This window comes from Gemella taiwanensis, assembly GCF_054054385.1.
In genome coordinates this window covers 1-17,791 of record NZ_JBSMTL010000001.1, presented here as the reverse complement: position 1 = coordinate 17,791, position 17,791 = coordinate 1, and the positions used below count along the sequence as shown (strand labels likewise).

The following is a 17,791-nucleotide window of genomic DNA, read 5'->3' as shown; positions in this document are numbered from 1 at the left end:
AATCATGATTCCAGAGAAATCGATTTTGCACCCCCGCTTAGGACTTTTAGATCAGTCCTTTTATTCTTAACAAACCCCTATAATTTAGATTTGTTATAATTATATTATATATTAGATACTTTATGTTAACCTTATACTATAACTAAACTTGAATTAAAATACACAAAATAAAAAGGACCTATCCGAAGATAAGCCCCATTATTAATTTAAGAGTTCTCTATTATTATTAATACCACCAAAGTTTTTGGTATCTATGACCTATTTGTAGTGATAGATCTTTTTTATTTTGATCTGCTCCATTAATATATAATTTCCCTGCTTCATACATATCTACCATCTCATTCGGTACACTTGAAATTACTATGCTACCATTATTATCACTTTCTATTTGTGAGAATTTCACACTGTAATCTCCTGCAGGAAGATCATCAAAATACCAACGTAAAGTGTAAGTTTGTAAAGGAATTTCCCAATACAATTCACGATATACAAATTCATGTTCTCTTACAACTTTATTATCTTTTTTATCGATAATTTCTACTTTATATTTTGAATTATTTTTCTCATCGTATGATGAAATATAACCACGAACATAATTAAAACTTCGATTCGCTTTAAACGTTTGTTCTACTTCAGTATCTTTATTAACTCTAACTATTCCATCACGCAGATAATTATCTGTTGCATATATACTAATACCATTAATTACACGTGAGTCATAGTCTAAGTTCATTGAATATGATGGTCTTAAGAAACTATCACTACCTACTTGAAGTGCAAAAACTATTCCAAAAGCAATATAAAGTTTTTTCTTGTATTTATCAAATATTATAGTCTCATATCTTTCAGCAAATAAAATTAAACCTTTGGCTCCTAAAATAAAGATTATTGGCATCCATGCATATACATATCTAGGTTTTGCTTCCCAAATTAAATGGAACATGAATACTCCAAAAATAATAATTTGGAATAAGAAACAAGATGTTATATACTCTTTTCTACGTTTATAAATGTAATAAACCATTCCGAATAAGATTACTACATACATCATTTGAGAAATATAGATAAAGAAGCTATTGTCACTTCCATAGAAGAGTTGCCATAAGAATCCATCACCATCTCGTAATGCACGTGTACCATTCGTATAATTTATCGTACCATCACTCCAATTACCTCTTATTTTTAATACTACCATAAGAAGATTAAGGAAAATCGGTCTATGAGTTAGCCTATTAAAGAATAAACCTAAATCATCTGTCATTTTATTTTGACTAAGATATGTAAATTGGAAATCCTGCCAGTTATAACTTCCACCTTGAATACTCATTCCCATCATTACCCAGTGTAACATAGGAAATCTATAACCATCATCTTTCCAGAATCCATAGTGTGCCCAAAGCATATCGAATCCTTTTCCAAAGAAAACAAATGCAATTCCAAAGGTTACTAGTAATAATACTAAATTTTTGTACCATTTGAAAAATAGTAAGTACACAATTAATGCTGGTAAGATAATAATAATGTTAGATCTAAGATTCCAAGCAAATGCTACCAATATCGCTACAGCGACAATATGCTTGGTTCTAAAGATAAAACTCCCATCTGATGGAATAAGAACATATATTATTAAAGCTACCATAATTACCATCAAAGTATCAGAATAGTAGAATAAACTGTACATTTGAAATGGTATGTATAAAATCATTAAGCCAAGAATTATTGTTTGTTTTTGTTTTGTTAATAATTTTCCAGCTGTTTTATATGTTAAGAATATAGTAGCTGTTGTTACTAAGAAACAGAATATATGCAACATCCAAACTTCAGAAATATGTAGAAATGCTGCTATACGATATATCCAATAAAGAATAATAGTAGGTGTAATATTATTAGGATAAACTAAGAAGTATCTTTCTCCAGAAAACTTTCCATAGTTTAACATATAGTGTGCTTCATTTTCTATCTCTGCACCGTCTGAAAAATTTAAGGTATCCATCGATAATATTATTGCCTGAAATACTAAGTATACTAATATTATAATTCTATTATATTTTTTTAATCCTACTTCATCAGTTGCTAGAATTTTTTTTACTGCATAAATAAATAATATGAATACAACAGGAACTCCTAAGAGTAGCGCAAGTGGATTCAATATTCGTTCATATACAAACGGTGCTACATAAGCCCAAGTTAAAGCAACTGTGAAAAGCGCTATAAACGCATATGAAAATACATTATGAAGTATTCGCCTCATATTTATCTCCTATCCTTTCTATTAAGATGATTAGCAAACATAATCGGAGACATTGCTATCATTGTTTTGTTAACAAATGTATCACTTTCAAAATAATTTTTTCTTGATTTTATCAATTCTAAAATTTCTATTTCCTCGGACATATTTTCATGCATTCTTAACACATCAAAAAGTAAGTATCCGCATAGAAGATTTAAACTTTCTTCATATTTTTTGTTTTGTTTAAACTCTTCTATTTTATTTACTGCAATCATTATTCTTCTAGTAGAAGCGTCTATCATTGCATTGTTTCTCACTGATTTTTTTTCTAATAAGTCCTTATATCCAACTTTTCTAATTTGACTAACCTTTCCTGCTATGTCAAAAGTTTTTAGTTTGAAATATAAGTTCTCTAAAGCTAACATGTCTTCTTGAAATCTTAAATTATAGATATCTAAAAACTTTCTTTTAAACATGCAAGCAGTAATATTATAGTTTAAATCACTTTTTAATCTTTTTATTTCTTCTACTAAATATTCTTGACCAGATGAAATTTTTTCATCTAATATACTAGGATATCCATTTCTAGTTAACATAGCAATATCAAGATTATTTATAGAAATCTCATTATATAAAGTCTCTAAGTAATTTTGTTTTAATTTAGAGTTTTCTTCTACAAAAACTACATATTCTCCTTTAGCATAATCTAATGCACAGTTTTTCGCTGATGAATTAGAGCCTAGTTGTTTTTTTATATAATTTATTTTACTACTGTCGACTACAGCAACCGCTTCTTCTATTTCTGAACTAGAAAGATCATCGACTACTATCACTTCGAAATCTTGGAAGCTTTGATTAAATAAATCATTAATTATTTCCTGTAATCTTTTTACACTTCTATAAGCGGCTAAGACTACAGTAATTTTCGTTTTATTTGTTGTTTTTATTTTTTTTATTAAAATTTCATTTCCCAAAAGCATTGTATCTAAAAAGATATCTTTTGTTCTATCTAATGTTCTAACCATAATCTATCCTCTATATTTTAAGGTTTTATCCTTTAATTATATCACAAAAAACACTATTTTTCATTTCCTATGAAAAAAGTAGAGATTAAGTAATATTACAAAACTACATTATATTGTAACTACTTAATCTCTACTGTAAATTATTTTCTATAAGAATAACTTAGAACGTTCTCTTTCTCTACTTAACTTAGCTGAACGTGCTTTTAGACTAACTAGAATCGCTCCACCTACAAGAACGATAATTAGATAGATAAATAATATTTTTATGTCACGGTGCACAGCTGGAGCATATACACCACCCACCGCTTCACGAAGTAATCCTATTGAATATGTGAACGGTACTTTCGGATATAATGTTTGGAAGAATTCTGAGGTCATTTGAATTGGGAATGTTCCTCCTGAACTTCCTAATTGCAGTACTAATAATACAATACAAACTGCTTTCCCTACATTTCCTAATATACATACTATTGTATAAATAATTGATGAGAATAGTAAAGATATTAATAATGCAAATATAACAAATCTAAATGGTGATGTCGCCTGTGTACCTAGAACATACATATCACCTAAAGTTATAATTAATGTCTGGAATAAAGAAATTATTACAAACAATAATCCTCTACCAAAATATTTTTGATATGGTTTATATTTATTTTCTTCATCTTCTACCTTAGTAGTTAATAATGATGACATTAATAATGATCCAACCCAAATAGATAAAACCGTATAAAATGGAGTCATTGCTGATCCGTAATTTTCTATATGATAAAGTTTATTCTCTTGAAGTTTTACTGGATTTGCGAAAAATTCTGCTTGTTGTTTATAATCGACTTTCAATAAATTAAACAATTGGTTTTTATCTACTTCTCCATCAGCTTTTTTTATTTCATCTGTTAGTTTTTGTATCTTACTTTTTGCTGTTGGCATATACGCTTGTAACGTTAATAATTTACTATGAGCATTACTTATTTTCGCTTCAGTTTCTGATAATTTTCTTTCTACAGCTGGAAGTTCTCCTTGAGCCTGTGCTATTATTCCACTCACTTTATCAATATTAACATCTGCCCTACTAAGAACCTGTGATATTAATGGAGAAACTTCATCATTTAACTTAGTATTCATATCTGTTGAAAGTTCATTTATTCTAGCTGATTTATTTACAAACTCTTCTTTCAAAGTATCTGTAATTTCATCGTAGTGATCCATCTTGTTATGAATATTAATATTTATCTCTTTTACTTTATTAATATCATTTTCTAGATTTGTCACTTTGGCTAGTTGATTATTAAATAATCTTTCATTAGATAGGTTATTAAAATATTCGAAAATATTCTTTACAAGTTGTAGTCTTTCTCCACTAGCTTGGAGTCTACTATCTAAAGCTTTTTGTCTAGCTTTAATTTCTTCTGTTCTATCTGGTTTTTGTTGAATTTCTTTTGCTATAATATTTGCTTCTTTTGATACTTCTTCAACTACAGTCAAGTGATTGCTAATAATAGGTAACATTCTATCATTAAATCCTTGAATATTATTAATTGTTACACCTGCTTTATCAGCTAGCATAATACTATTAGTTGCTGCCCTATCTATTTCAGGTAGTGTGTTTTGAACTGTATTTAATATATTATAACCATGCTCTACTTTTCCTATTAATTCATTTAAACTAGATTCATATGTAGAAAAGTTTTCATTCAATTTTAAAATTTCTTGTTTAGCTTTTTCTATTGATGGTAAATTTTCTTCGTATTTAATACCGGCTTCATGTAGTTTTTCAAAAATTACTCCATTTGCCGTCTCAACGAAACTCTTGCTAATATTATTAGCAATTGCTGAAGCTCCACTATTAGTTATTTTTGGACTAATAGCATTAATCTTCTCATTTACCGTGTACTCAATTGTTGCCCTTTGAGGTTCTGTTCTACTAACAGAGGTCATATCTTTACTAAAGTTTTTTGGAACTACTATACTTGCATAATAGTCGCCTATTCTTACTCCATCCTCAGCTTCTTGTTTATTAGATACAAACTGCCAATCAAGATTTTTATTGTTTTTCAATCCTTCAACTAAACTATTACCTAAGTTTAGCTCTTTACCATCGACAGTAGCCCCATCATCTTCAGATGTAACAGCAACTTTAATATTATTTGTATGACCATATGGATCCCATGAAGATAAAATGTTTGGCCACGCATACATTGATGGTAAAAATATTAAACCTACTATAATTATCCACGTATTAGTTTTTCTAAATACTTCTTTTATATCCTTTCGAAAAATCTCTATAATATTTTTCAACTTTTAATCTCCTCTCTATAAATTAATTAACAAAAACAATTAGAGATATTTATATCCCTAATTGTTAACTTAAATATTATATCACGAAAAACTTTCTATTAAAAGTAATTACATTCCTAGTATTACTATTCTATATATAACACTACATTATCCTTACTCGAATTTTTTAAATCTATAATTCTTTGGTTACTACTCCCTCTAAATCTTAAACTTAGATCTTTTTGAAAAATCATAAATGGTCCATCTACCAATACATCACATAAACTTAATAATTCTTTTTTGTCCTCGCTACCATTTAAGAGTTGTTCATATGTGTAACCACTATATACCCAGATATCTTTTGTTGAACCAAATTCATCCCTAACTCTTTTCGCTAAAGATTTAGCTACTTGAGTATTAAGAAACGGTTCTCCTCCCAAAATCGTTAATCCTTGTACATATGAATTGCTTAGATCTTGTATGATTTGATCTTCTATTTCTTTTGTATATAATTGTCCAGCATTAAAGTTTTGGATACTTTCATTAAAACACTCTTTGCAAGCGAATAGACAACCACTTAGATATATAGAGCATCTTACTCCCTCACCATCAACGAATTGAAATGGTTTATAATCAGCATATTTTTTCTTAGAATATGCTTCAGCTACCCAAGTGTCATCAGCCTCTTTAAATGTTCTCATCATACACTTATTAGTAACATTTTTCTTAGTAGCACTATATTCTGAATTATCTATCGTACTAATAATTGTTCTTAATTTTTCTTCTCTAGACAAAATCCTCACCCCTTATGTTTTAATAATATCACTTTTAACAATCAATTACAATTTATCTCCTAAAATTACAAAAATACTATTTTCAAATTATCTAAACTGTTTTATAATTAGTATAATTTAAAAATTTAATTAATTGAGATGTAATACTTACCTTAGCATATTATTAAGTTAACTATTACAATATATTTTTTATAAATATTACGAGGTACCTTTATGAAAGTATTAATAACTGGTTTTGATAAGTTTGGTGGCGAGAGTATTAATCCTTCTAGTTTATGTGTTAATAGCTTACCAGATGTAATAGATAATATAGAAATAAAAAAAATTACCCTACCTACAGTCTTCAAAGATAGCTCACAGGTTTTAGAAGAAAATATAGACTCATTTTCTCCTAATATAGTTATCTGTGTTGGTCAAGCTGGTGGAAGAAGTAAAATTACACCTGAACGTATCGCTATTAATATTGATGATGCTAGAATTCCAGATAATACTGGAAATAGTCCTATTGATGAATCTATACGAAAAGATGGGGAAAATGCGTATTTTTCTACACTACCAATAAAAGCAATTGTTGATGAATTGAATAAAAACAATATCCCTTCTGCTATTTCTAATACTGCTGGTACTTTTGTTTGTAATCATATTATGTATGAGGCTTTATACATAACTTCAAAAAAATATCCAAATATTAAAGCTGGATTTATTCATATCCCTTATATTGAAGAACAAATTAAAGATAAACCTAATATGCCTTATATGAAAAAAGAATATATCATCACTGCTTTAGAATTAATAATAAAAACTGCTGTGAATTATTATGATAAAGAAGATACAAAAGTAACAGGTGGTTTAGAACATTAATTAATGCTAAATTTCTACTCAATACAAACAGAGTCAAATTTTTATAAACAGTAAGAAAACACTGAAAAGAAAGGTGATGGCCAAAAAATTCTAAAATTTAACAAAATTTATAGGAAAACTCATAGACGCAGTGGTTTATTGATATCTGAATTCGCTTTAAAAAAGCTTTTCAGACATCTAATAAACTGTGCGGGGGTGACTCTACAAAATCTTGTTTGAAATCATGATTTTTGAGTCACTCCCTTTCTTTTTTATATTGACAAAATAGTATACCAGGTATATAATATATTAGCTTTATTATTTTAGGTGGTGAATTTATGTTAAAAGATGCGTTAGGTTATAAACTTATTACACTCTTAGAAAATATGAGAAATTATACAAAACAACCTTTATCTGAGATTGGTATTACACATGGACATTTCATTACTCTTATTTACGTTTCAGAAAATGAAGGTGTTACTCAAGCTCAACTTGCTGAAATACATAGAAAAGATAGAAATATTGTTGGGCGTAATATCGATGCACTGGAAAAACAGAACTTTGTTATTAGAAAACGTGGAGTAAAAGATAGACGTTCTTATACTTTACATTTAACTGAAGTAGGAAAAGAAGTTTTATCAACGTACTCTCATCTGTTAAACACAGCTGAAAAAGAAGTTCTTAAAAACTTAACTGAAGAAGAAATTACTATTTTCTTCTCTTTATTGAATAAAATAACTTAAGGAGGAAATTATATGGAAAAAGCACAAAATTATATAGAAAATCCACTAGGAACAAAACCACTAAAAAAATTACTTATATCATTTGCATGGCCTGCTATTACAGCGAATATTATTAATGCGATGTATAGTGTAATTGACCAGATTTTTATAGGGCAAGGTGTTGGTTACTTAGGTAACGCAGCAACAAATGTCGCTTTCCCTCTTACTACTATTTGCTTAGCTATAGGATTAATGATAGGAATTGGTGCAGCATCTAATTTTAATCTTGAATTAGGAAGAGGAAATCCTGAAAAAGCTAAGTCCGTAGTTGGTACTGCAGTATCTTCATTATTTATTATAGGTATCATTATCACAATTCTAGTACATATATTTTTAAAACCTCTTATGTACGCATTCGGGTCTACAGATGAAATTTTAGAATATGCAATGACATTTGCTGGAATTACTTCTTTAGGTATTCCGTTCTTACTAATTTCTATTAGTACTAACCCTATTGTTCGTTCAGATAATAGTCCAAAATACTCAATGTTTGCTATAATTTTTGGTGCTGTTCTTAACACTATTCTTAATCCAATTTTTATTTTTGGATTTGGTTGGGGAATCGCTGGTTCAGCTTGGGCTACAGTGATAAGTCAATTTTTATCTGCAATGATTCTTGTATTTTATTTCCCAAGATTTAAAAGTGTTAAATTTAATAAACAAGATTTCATACCTAAACTACCTTTATTAAAAGTAGCAGCAGGATTTGGTATGCCATCATTTGTTTTCCAAGGATCTAATATGATTGCACAAATCGTAACAAACAATTTATTAAATATTCACGGTACTAATTCTGTGTACGGGAATGATATTCCTATAGCTGTAGCTGGAATCGTAGCTAAAATTTATATAATATTTATAGCTATTATTATTGGATTAATTCAAGGAGCTCAACCAATTTTTGGATATAATTACGGAGCTAAAAAGTACGAAAGAGTTCGTACTACAATGAGATATACCATGAAGTATGCAATGATTATCTCAATTACATTCTTCTTAATCTTCGAGATTTTTCCTAAACAAATTATTAGTCTATTTGGTAATGGTAATGAACTTTACTTTGAGTTTGCAGTTAAGTATATGAGATTCTTCTTGTTATTTACATTTATCAATGGTATTCATATTTCAAGCTCTACTTTCTTCTCTGCAATAGGAAAACCAAAAATTGGAGTTACTATTGCCTTAACTAAGCAACTTATAGTGCTAATACCAATGTTATTTATTCTTTCATATTTCTTTGGGATTGAGGGAGTAATCTATGCTACTCCAGTAACCGACCTTTGTGCAATTTCAGTTTCACTATTCTTTTTGATTAGAGAATTTAAAATGATGCCTAAACATAATGTTACTAAATAGAAGAAAGCAATCTAGTGATTAAAATCACTGGATTGCTTTTTATTATTTATTATCTTTTAGCTACATATTTTAATTCATCTTTATGTTTAGCTTCAAAATCACTCATCTCATTATCTGGAATTTGACGTAAGTACAGATTAGATCTGATTGTTTCATCTTCCTCACGGCAAGTAGATAATACTAAGTATTTATCTGTAGCTTTAAGTTGAACACTATCATTTTTAGTTGTAGCATCTTTTTTTACATTAGTTAATTGGTTTAAGAAATCTTCATCACTTTCAAAATCTAAACGATAGAATGAAGTTGTTTCTGGTACGATTGTTAAGAATGCTGCTTCATAGTAGTATTTTCTCTCTGGAGTTTCAATTACTACGTATTTGTGTTTATCCATATATTCTTGTTTATCATAGTAGTTAACATCGTTGAACATACGGTGATCCCCAACTTTACTTCCACGAGCGTGTCCGAATAACCAAGTTAATCTATCGTGGAAATCTTTTTTGTTGTCCATATCCATAAATACAGTACCAAGGTAAGGTACATTCCCACCTTCGAATGTTTTATTTAAGTATGTTTCATTGTCATTAGTTTGTACTACAGGTTCATCTAAATCTGTTCCTGGTGCATAAACATATGCTACAGTTTCATTATTCGTCTTAGTTAAATCTGCAAAACGTTTTGATAAATAATCTTTATCTTCTTTACTTACTTTATAAGTTGAATCTGATGAACTTGAATTCGAACTTTTATCACTACTACATCCAGCTACAAACACAGCTGATGCTACTAAAGCGATTGTTAAAAGTAAAATAGAGAAAATCTTTTTAAAATTAAATATTTTTTTCATTATATTTTTCCTCTCTATTGAAATTTTAATAACTGTTTAATATTATACAATATCTTATAAAGTATTGCTATTAATTTTATTTTTAATATTTATATATTTTATCTTACTACAACTGCTGTTCCTGTAGCAGTAACTAAAAGCATATTATTACCGTCGCCTCCTAGAGCATCAAAATCAATTCTAACTCCAATAACAGCGTTGGCTCCCATGGCAGCTGCACGAGCTTCTAACTCTTTTAAAGCTTCAGCTCTCGCTTGAATAATTTCATCTTCATACCCTTTAACTCTTCCACCAAAAAGGTTTCGAATTCCTGCTCCTATATCTTTGATAACATTAATTCCAGCTACTACTTCACCTGTAGTTAAACCTTTATATTCTACTACTTCCATTCCTGGAATATAGTTTGTCGTTGCAATTATCATAATACTTCACTCCTGTATTATTTATTAGTCTACTAAGATATCTACTACTTCTTCTAATGTAGCTCCTAAGAAGTATGAATTAATATCAATTTGTTCTAAAACTTTTTGAACATCTTCTTTTTGGTATTTTACACCTACTAATTTTTTAGCGATATCTTCAACATCCATTACTCCGAAGAAGTCTCCGTAGAATTTGATATTGGTAATAACCCCTTGTTCTACCATGATATTAGCTTCAATTTTACCAGTTTTAAGTCTTCTATTACGTTTAATATTGAAGTCAGGATTTTTACCATATACCCAGTCCCAAGAGTTATTTTTTTCTTCTTGGATAGCTAAGATTGCAGCTTCATCTTCTTCAGTTGCAACAAAATCAGTCATTTCGTATTTTTCACTCATATATTTTTTAAGTGCAGCAACGAAATCTTGAACTGTCATATCTTGATTTGGAAGGTGATCTTTAATGTTTGTAACACGTGAACGTACAGATTTAATACCTTTTGATTCAATTTTATCTTTAGAAACTTTTAAAGCATCTGCTAAAACTGAAGTATTAACATCAAACATTAAGCAACCATGGTGCATAATACGACCATTGCGTACATATTGTGCGTTACCACAGAATTTTTGTCCATCAATTTCTAGGTCATTACGTCCAGTAAATTCTGCTTTAACTCCTAATGAATCTAACGCATCAAGTACAGGTTGTGAGAATGATTTGAAGTCGAATTCTTCTCCGCTTCTTCCATTAGAGATAATTGTATAGTTTAAATTATTTAAATCGTGATAAACTGCACCACCACCACTTACACGACGAACAATTTTAATTCCATTATCATCACAGAATTTTTGGTTTACTTCTTCAGTTGTGTTTTGGTTTTTACCTACAACGATACATGGTGAATTAATCCATAACATAAATACATCATCTTTTTCTGCAAGTTCATTAAAAGCATATAACTCTAATGCTGTATTGTATCGTGGATCATTACTTTTTGATTCTATATATATCATATTAATCTCCTTAATAATTAACTATTTCTTTATCTTTTATTATATCATCTTTTCCTAACTAAAACACTAAATTTTTATTCAAAATGATATTTTTTATACTAATTCAAACAAACTTTCTCTAGATTATGGTATAATTATAAACAACTATTAAAATTATTTTAAAGGAGTTACCATTTTATGACGAAAATTATTTTAACTGGAGATAGACCTACTGGTAAACTTCACTTAGGGCACTATGTTGGCTCTTTAAAAAATCGTATAGCTTTACAAAATGAAGATGATACTGAAGTATTTATAATGATCGCCGATCAACAAGCACTTACTGACAATGCTGATAATCCTGGGAAAGTTATTGAAAATATAACAGAAGTTGCACTTGATTACCTTGCTGTAGGAATTGATCCTAGTAAGACAACTATTTTCATTCAATCACAAATTCCTCAACTTGCTGAATTATACATGTATTATATGAATCTAGTTTCAGTTTCAAGATTACACCGTAACCCTACTGTTAAACAAGAAATTAATGATAAGAAATTTGGTGAAAGTATCCCTGCCGGATTCTTCACATATCCTGTAAGTCAAGCTGCTGATATTACAGCGTTCAAAGCAACTCACGTACCTGTAGGAGAAGATCAAAAACCAATGCTTGAACAAACTCGTGAAATTGTACGTGATTTTAATAGAACTTACAACAAAGAAGTTCTTGTATTACCAGAAATTGTTTTACCACCAAAAAATCATGCTCGACTTGTTGGTATCGATGGACAAGGTAAGATGAGTAAAAGTTTAAATAATGGTATTTACTTAGGTGACAGTGAAGAAAACATTAAAGCTAAAATCATGAAGATGTACACTGATCCAAATCACATCAAGATTGAAGATCCAGGTCAAGTAGAAGGAAATGTAGTATTTACATACCTTGATATTTTTGATTCTCGTACTGATGAAGTTGCAGAGCTTAAAGAACACTACTCTCGTGGTGGACTTGGTGATATGAAACTTAAACGTCGTTTAAATGATGTAATGCAAGATTACCTACGTCCTATCAGAGAACGTCGTGAAGAATTTGCAAAAGACAAAGCAGAAGTTTATAGAATGCTTAAAGCTGGAAGTGAAAAGGCTGAAAGAGTTGCAGCTGCTACTTTAGATGAAGTAAAAGATGCAATGGGTATTAATTATTTCAAATAATAAAATTAATTTTTGGGGCTGATCCAAAAATCATAAAATTTAACAAAGTGTCTATGAGAACTCATAGACGCAGTGGTTTATTGATATCTAAAGTCGCTTTATAAAAGCTTTTTAGATATCTAATAAACTGTGCGGGGGTGACTCGACAAAATCGATTTCTACGAAATCACGATTTTTGAGTCACTCCCTCTTAGTTATTTAACTTACTATAAAAATAAGGAGGCCATATGGCAAAGAGAAAAAGACAACAATTTTCATTATTTTCAATTATTTCTATCGCTATAGTTGTTCTAGCTGCATTAGCTATAACTTACTATACTAATAAATCATCAAATAAAAATTCAAATACTACAACATTTACAAGTGTTTCAAAAATACCTGATGATGTATTAAACTCTTTATCTGCTCCAAAGGAAAGTGAAGCAACTGATAATAATAAATATAAGGTATTAAACAACAATAATCCGTATTTTGCTAAAGAAGATCTTTCTACAACATCTTTTGAAAATTACAGTCCACTTGATAAACTTGGTCGTGTTGGCCAAGCAAACGGAATTATCGGTATTGATTTAATGCCGACAGATAAACGTGAAGAGATTGCTCACGTTCGTCCTAGCGGATGGCAAAGTAACCGTGGAACTCACGTGTATGATAGATCACATCTTATCGCTTTCCAACTTGCTGGAGAAAATGATAATGATAGAAACTTAATGACTGGTACAAGATTTATGAATCTTAATATGATTCCTTTTGAAAATGAAGTTGCTGACTACGTTAAAAAGACCAAAAAACATGTTCGTTACCGTGTAACTCCAGTATTCAAAGGTGATGATCTTGTAGCACAAGGGGTAATAATGGAAGCAATGTCTGTTGAAGATAACGGTAAGAGTGTAAAATATAATGTATTTTTACCAAACTTCCAAAAAGGAGTAACTATAGACTACAAAACAGGAAAATACACTGTGAAATAAAACTAAGACTTCGAACAAAATCTGTTCGAAGTCTTTTCTTAATCTTTTTTTATAAATTTTTCAGCAATAGCTAAACTAATTACTAACAGTAATATCGCAGCAGCCCAGATTAAAACACTTTTAGGATCGTCATGTTGAACAATAATCAATCTTATAATTGCGGTGATTCCAATATAGATAAAATATCTAAGTGGGAAATGATAATTATTTTTAAAGTATTTAACTATTAAAGCAACAAACTCAAAATATAAGAAAAATACTAATATTCCTTCTACAAAACGTTGATAATTACCTTGATCGGATAAAAATTTTGTACCTTCAAAAAATATTTCCTTAGCTTCCATTATTAAACCAAATGATAATAGTACCCCTATAATCAACAATCCGATATTCATAATCCAAAGAAAAATATCAGATATAATCTTACTAAATTTTTCCATTTTTCACCTCTCTAATTTTCTACATGACATATTATATCATAATCCTCTTTAATATAGGAATAAGACTGCTTAAGTTAATTCATTTATATATTTTTCAATTTTTCTTATGTTATAATATTAAAAAGGAGATTTTTATGATTACACTAAAAAAGATAAAAGAAAAACATTTAAATGACTTATATAACGTCATTTACTCATCAGAAACTCCAGAATGGAGTAAATATAACGCCCCCTACTTTAATGATTTTAAGTTAATTGATTTAGATACCTTCCTACTTAAAAATCATCATGAATATTATTTAAGTGATCGTGTACTAGGAATATTCTTAAATGATAAACCTATTGGAATTGTTACTCATTATTGGGAATGCTTTGCAACTCGTTGGCTAGAGATTGGAATAGTAATATATGATCAGCATACATGGTCAAAAGGAATAGGCTATACAGCATTAAATGAATGGATTAAAATCTGTTTTAACAAATTCCCTGATATTCAACACATTGGACTTACTACATGGAGTGGTAATCTACGAATGATGAGATTATCTGAAAAACTCGGTCTTATGTGTGAAGCTAGAATTAGAAAGGTTAGATATTATAATGGTGTTTATTATGATTCTGTAAAATATGGAATACTGCGAGAAGAATTCTTTAACATAATATATAACTAACTCAAAATAAGTAATATACTACATTTTATAAAACCAATACTATTCTTTGCTATATTTACAAGAGGTTCTTATAAAATAAAATTTCAATAGCAAACATATTAGTATTCTATTCTTGAAAAAAATATAATGTAGAGTTAGAATATTATTATATATTTTTTAGTCTCATGATTTAGGAGGAATAATAATGAGTGAACATTTAGAACAACAATCTCGTCGAGGTGCGGAATTAGTTGTAGATACTTTAATAAACGAAGGAGTTAAACACGTTTTTGCTATACCTGGTGCAAAGATAGATGCTGTATTCGACGCACTTGTCGATCGTGGACCTGAACTTGTAGTTGTACGTCACGAACAAAATGCGGCATTTATGGCTCAAGCTGTTGGACGTCTGACGGGAAAACCTGGTGTCGCTTTAGTTACTTCAGGACCTGGTGTTAGTAACCTTGCTACTGGACTTATTACTGCAAACTCTGAAGGGGACCCTGTTGTCGCAATCGGAGGTCAAGTTAAGCGTTCTGATTTATTAAAACAAACGCACCAAAGTATGGATAATGTTAGCCTGCTTCGTCCAGTAACTAAATCAGCTGTTGAAGTTGGTCATCAAGATAGTATTTCTGAAGCCATTACTAATGCATTTAGAAAAGCTAAAGAACCTAAAAAAGGAGCTACATTCGTATCACTACCTGAAGACGTTATTAATGAAAAAACTTCTGTAAAAGCTATCAAACGACTTAGAGAACCTGTATTAGGGATTGCAGATCCAAAACATGTTAGTGACTTAGTTGAAAAAATAGAAAATGCTGAACTTCCAGTTCTTTTACTAGGAATGAATGCATCAACTAAAGAAGCAACAGAAGCTATTCGTTTATTAGTCGCTAAAACAGGTATACCTGTTGTCGAAATGTTCCAAGCTGCTGGAGTAATCTCTCGTGGTTTAGTTCAACATTTTTATGGACGTGTTGGATTATTTAGAAATCAACCTGGAGATAGATTATTACATAAAGCAGATTTAATAATCTCTATCGGATATGATCCAATTGAATATGATCCAGTATATTGGAATACAAATAAAAATGCTACTCTAGTTCACATTGATGATACCATTGCTGTTATTGACCGTGATTATCAACCTGATATTGAACTTATCGGTGATATTTCAGAAACATTAAAATGTATTTACAATGGAAATCCTAAAGTAAGAATTTCCGAAGAAAACCTAGCTTACTTAAAAGAACTTCAAGAAGAAATAGTAAAACGTGATGAACCTCCTAAATCAAAAATCGAAGGACGTCTTCACCCACTAGAAATTATTCAACAAACTCAAAATGCAGTATCTGACGATACTATTGTAACTTGTGATATTGGATCTCATGGGATTTGGTTGGCTAGACATTTCCGCTCTTACGAACCTCGTCACCTACTATTCTCTAACGGTATGCAAACTTTAGGAGTAGCTTTACCATGGGCAATTGCATCAGGATTACTTTATCCTAATAAAAAAACTTTATCAATTTCTGGAGATGGAGGATTCTTATTCTCAGCAATGGAACTTGAAACTGCCGTTAGATTAAAATCACCAATCATTCACGTAGTATGGAATGATTCATCTTATAATATGGTTGCCTTCCAACAAGAAATGAAATACGGTCGCGATTCTGCGGTACATCTTGGTCAAGTAGATATCAAAAAACATGCTGAGTCTTATGGAGCTGTAGGAATGCGTGCAACTACAAAAGAAGAACTAGCAAAATGCTTAGAAGAAGCTTTCAAAATTGAAGGTCCTGTCGTTATCGATGTTCCTGTTGACTATAGTGATAACATCAAACTTGGTGAAACTCTTCAAGGCAGCTACTTAAACTAGTTTTAAAAAGCTACTAGTTTTTATTAAATATGATTCAAGTTTCCCTTGTTTCTAAAATATAAGCCATAAAAGGAGATTTATTATGTTATATCAATATAGCACTATGGCTGCACTAATGGGTGGAGCATTTAGTGGAACTACTACTGTAGAAAAATTACTAGAAAATGGTGATTTTGGTATTGGTACTTTTGAAGGTGTCGATGGAGAAATGATTATACTAAATGGAGAAGTTTATAAAACTGATAGTAATGGATTCTCTACTTTACAACCTAAAGAAGCAACTTCACCTTTTTCAAACGTCACTAAATTTTCTACAAATTTTAAGAAGATCACTACTACAAATTTTGAGAATTTAAACAATGATATTAGTGAATATTTAAATCCAAATTATTTCTATGCAATAAAAATTACTGGTGTATTTGATAAAATTGATACTCGTTCACCTAAAAAACATGAAAAACCTTATCCTACTCTTCTAGAAATATTAGAAACACAAAGTATATTTAATTACAAAAATAGTAAAGGTACAATAGTTGGTTTCTTTTCTCCTGAATATACTCAAGGAGTTGGTGTAGGAGGATTCCATCTTCATTATATTAGTGATGATCGTACTCAAGGCGGACATATATTTAACTTCGATATTAAAGATGCTACAATTGAAGTATCTAAACCATTAAACTTCACACTAGAATTACCCCAAAGTGAAGAATATAAAGATGTAAATATTAATTTAAAAACATTACATAAAGAAGTTCATGAAGCTGAAAGTTCTCGCTAAAACTCATGGGGCTGACCCAAAAGTTCTAAATTTTAACAAGGTGTATATGAAAACTCATAGACGCAGTGGTTTATTGATATCTAAATTCGCTTTAAAAAAGCTTTTTAGATATCTAATAAACTGTGCGGGGGTGACTCGACAAAATCAATTTTGATGTGTACCCAAAATTCTGGACACATATATATTTAGTTTAGACAAGTGGATGTTATCCTGTATTGTACAGGAGGCATCCATTTTGTTTTTGATTGAATTCTCTTGTTGTTGTAATAATTTATATATTCAGATACAGCTT

17 protein-coding genes are annotated in these 17,791 nt (G+C 29.9%); 8 read left to right on the top strand and 9 right to left on the bottom strand.

What is annotated here, in order from left to right; all coding sequences use genetic code 11:
* Positions 1–226: 226 nt before the first annotated feature.
* The 4 genes from ACWOA3_RS00085 to nrdG form a co-directional block, all read right to left on the bottom strand.
* On the bottom strand, positions 227–2,251 hold the full coding sequence (locus ACWOA3_RS00085; RefSeq protein WP_003146752.1) for a glycosyltransferase family protein: 2,025 nt from the start codon (positions 2,249–2,251) through the stop codon (positions 227–229).
* A 2-nt stretch (positions 2,252–2,253) separates the two neighbouring features.
* Positions 2,254–3,255, bottom strand: a complete 1,002-nt coding sequence (locus tag ACWOA3_RS00080; protein WP_442566340.1) for a glycosyltransferase — start codon at positions 3,253–3,255, stop codon at positions 2,254–2,256.
* Positions 3,256–3,402: 147 nt separating this feature from the next.
* The gene (locus ACWOA3_RS00075; protein ID WP_456883733.1) at positions 3,403–5,553 is read right to left on the bottom strand and encodes a YhgE/Pip family protein; all 2,151 of its coding nucleotides are present in this window, start codon (positions 5,551–5,553) and stop codon (positions 3,403–3,405) included.
* A 125-nt stretch (positions 5,554–5,678) separates the two neighbouring features.
* Positions 5,679–6,326 carry an anaerobic ribonucleoside-triphosphate reductase activating protein gene (gene nrdG / locus ACWOA3_RS00070; RefSeq protein ID WP_456883732.1) on the bottom strand — a complete coding sequence of 216 codons (648 nt, stop codon included), beginning with the start codon at positions 6,324–6,326 and terminating at the stop codon, positions 5,679–5,681.
* A 213-nt stretch (positions 6,327–6,539) separates the two neighbouring features.
* On the opposite strand from nrdG, the gene pcp reads away from it, so the two are divergent.
* From pcp to ACWOA3_RS00055, 3 genes are all read left to right on the top strand, one after another.
* Positions 6,540–7,187: a pyroglutamyl-peptidase I gene (pcp, locus tag ACWOA3_RS00065; RefSeq protein WP_456883731.1), complete on the top strand. Its 648-nt coding sequence runs from the start codon at positions 6,540–6,542 to the stop codon at positions 7,185–7,187.
* A gap of 317 nt (positions 7,188–7,504) precedes the next feature.
* Complete coding sequence (locus tag ACWOA3_RS00060; RefSeq protein ID WP_456883730.1) at positions 7,505–7,909, top strand: MarR family winged helix-turn-helix transcriptional regulator; 405 nt, start codon at positions 7,505–7,507, stop codon at positions 7,907–7,909.
* Between the two features lie 12 nt (positions 7,910–7,921).
* Positions 7,922–9,304 (top strand): MATE family efflux transporter, encoded by a 1,383-nt coding sequence (locus ACWOA3_RS00055; protein ID WP_456883729.1) that lies wholly within the window; start codon positions 7,922–7,924, stop codon positions 9,302–9,304.
* A 49-nt stretch (positions 9,305–9,353) separates the two neighbouring features.
* On the opposite strand, the gene srtB is transcribed toward ACWOA3_RS00055, so the two are convergent.
* The 3 genes from srtB to ACWOA3_RS00040 form a co-directional block, all read right to left on the bottom strand.
* A complete protein-coding gene (srtB, locus tag ACWOA3_RS00050; RefSeq protein ID WP_442566345.1) occupies positions 9,354–10,151 on the bottom strand; it encodes a class B sortase, LPKTxAVK-specific in 798 nt (265 codons plus the stop codon).
* 98 nt (positions 10,152–10,249) lie between these two features.
* A complete protein-coding gene (locus ACWOA3_RS00045; RefSeq protein ID WP_003146762.1) occupies positions 10,250–10,573 on the bottom strand; it encodes a heavy metal-binding domain-containing protein in 324 nt (107 codons plus the stop codon).
* 24 nt (positions 10,574–10,597) lie between these two features.
* The gene (locus ACWOA3_RS00040; RefSeq protein WP_003146763.1) at positions 10,598–11,587 is read right to left on the bottom strand and encodes a lipoate--protein ligase; all 990 of its coding nucleotides are present in this window, start codon (positions 11,585–11,587) and stop codon (positions 10,598–10,600) included.
* Between the two features lie 177 nt (positions 11,588–11,764).
* On the opposite strand from ACWOA3_RS00040, the gene trpS reads away from it, so the two are divergent.
* Positions 11,765–12,778, top strand: a complete 1,014-nt coding sequence (gene trpS / locus ACWOA3_RS00035) for a tryptophan--tRNA ligase (protein WP_442566346.1) — start codon at positions 11,765–11,767, stop codon at positions 12,776–12,778.
* A gap of 227 nt (positions 12,779–13,005) precedes the next feature.
* Positions 13,006–13,749: a DNA/RNA non-specific endonuclease gene (locus ACWOA3_RS00030; RefSeq protein WP_456883728.1), complete on the top strand. Its 744-nt coding sequence runs from the start codon at positions 13,006–13,008 to the stop codon at positions 13,747–13,749.
* Between the two features lie 38 nt (positions 13,750–13,787).
* On the opposite strand, the gene psiE is transcribed toward ACWOA3_RS00030, so the two are convergent.
* A complete protein-coding gene (gene psiE / locus ACWOA3_RS00025) occupies positions 13,788–14,189 on the bottom strand; it encodes a phosphate-starvation-inducible protein PsiE (protein WP_003146767.1) in 402 nt (133 codons plus the stop codon).
* 134 nt (positions 14,190–14,323) lie between these two features.
* On the opposite strand from psiE, the gene ACWOA3_RS00020 reads away from it, so the two are divergent.
* The 3 genes from ACWOA3_RS00020 to budA all read left to right on the top strand — a co-directional run bounded on the left by ACWOA3_RS00020 (position 14,324) and on the right by budA (position 17,499).
* The gene (locus tag ACWOA3_RS00020) at positions 14,324–14,860 is read left to right on the top strand and encodes a GNAT family N-acetyltransferase (protein ID WP_456883727.1); all 537 of its coding nucleotides are present in this window, start codon (positions 14,324–14,326) and stop codon (positions 14,858–14,860) included.
* 184 nt (positions 14,861–15,044) lie between these two features.
* A complete protein-coding gene (gene alsS, locus ACWOA3_RS00015) occupies positions 15,045–16,721 on the top strand; it encodes an acetolactate synthase AlsS (RefSeq protein WP_456883726.1) in 1,677 nt (558 codons plus the stop codon).
* A gap of 82 nt (positions 16,722–16,803) precedes the next feature.
* On the top strand, positions 16,804–17,499 hold the full coding sequence (budA, locus tag ACWOA3_RS00010; protein ID WP_456883725.1) for an acetolactate decarboxylase: 696 nt from the start codon (positions 16,804–16,806) through the stop codon (positions 17,497–17,499).
* A 185-nt stretch (positions 17,500–17,684) separates the two neighbouring features.
* Here budA and ACWOA3_RS00005 read toward each other — a convergent pair.
* On the bottom strand, positions 17,685–17,791 hold a 107-nt coding region (locus tag ACWOA3_RS00005), incomplete at its 5' end, for an IS3 family transposase (RefSeq protein ID WP_456883914.1).

What these genes read in the sequence shown, in the direction of transcription:
- ACWOA3_RS00085 (WP_003146752.1), bottom strand. Translation starts at nt 2,251, where the DNA reads ATGAGGCGAATACTTCATAATGTATTTTCATATGCGTTTATAGCGCTT.
- ACWOA3_RS00080 (WP_442566340.1), bottom strand. Translation starts at nt 3,255, where the DNA reads ATGGTTAGAACATTAGATAGAACAAAAGATATCTTTTTAGATACAATG.
- pcp (WP_456883731.1), top strand. Translation starts at nt 6,540, where the DNA reads ATGAAAGTATTAATAACTGGTTTTGATAAGTTTGGTGGCGAGAGTATT.
- ACWOA3_RS00060 (WP_456883730.1), top strand. Translation starts at nt 7,505, where the DNA reads ATGTTAAAAGATGCGTTAGGTTATAAACTTATTACACTCTTAGAAAAT.
- ACWOA3_RS00055 (WP_456883729.1), top strand. Translation starts at nt 7,922, where the DNA reads ATGGAAAAAGCACAAAATTATATAGAAAATCCACTAGGAACAAAACCA.
- srtB (WP_442566345.1), bottom strand. Translation starts at nt 10,151, where the DNA reads ATGAAAAAAATATTTAATTTTAAAAAGATTTTCTCTATTTTACTTTTA.
- ACWOA3_RS00045 (WP_003146762.1), bottom strand. Translation starts at nt 10,573, where the DNA reads ATGATAATTGCAACGACAAACTATATTCCAGGAATGGAAGTAGTAGAA.
- ACWOA3_RS00040 (WP_003146763.1), bottom strand. Translation starts at nt 11,587, where the DNA reads ATGATATATATAGAATCAAAAAGTAATGATCCACGATACAATACAGCA.
- trpS (WP_442566346.1), top strand. Translation starts at nt 11,765, where the DNA reads ATGACGAAAATTATTTTAACTGGAGATAGACCTACTGGTAAACTTCAC.
- ACWOA3_RS00030 (WP_456883728.1), top strand. Translation starts at nt 13,006, where the DNA reads ATGGCAAAGAGAAAAAGACAACAATTTTCATTATTTTCAATTATTTCT.
- psiE (WP_003146767.1), bottom strand. Translation starts at nt 14,189, where the DNA reads ATGGAAAAATTTAGTAAGATTATATCTGATATTTTTCTTTGGATTATG.
- ACWOA3_RS00020 (WP_456883727.1), top strand. Translation starts at nt 14,324, where the DNA reads ATGATTACACTAAAAAAGATAAAAGAAAAACATTTAAATGACTTATAT.
- alsS (WP_456883726.1), top strand. Translation starts at nt 15,045, where the DNA reads ATGAGTGAACATTTAGAACAACAATCTCGTCGAGGTGCGGAATTAGTT.
- budA (WP_456883725.1), top strand. Translation starts at nt 16,804, where the DNA reads ATGTTATATCAATATAGCACTATGGCTGCACTAATGGGTGGAGCATTT.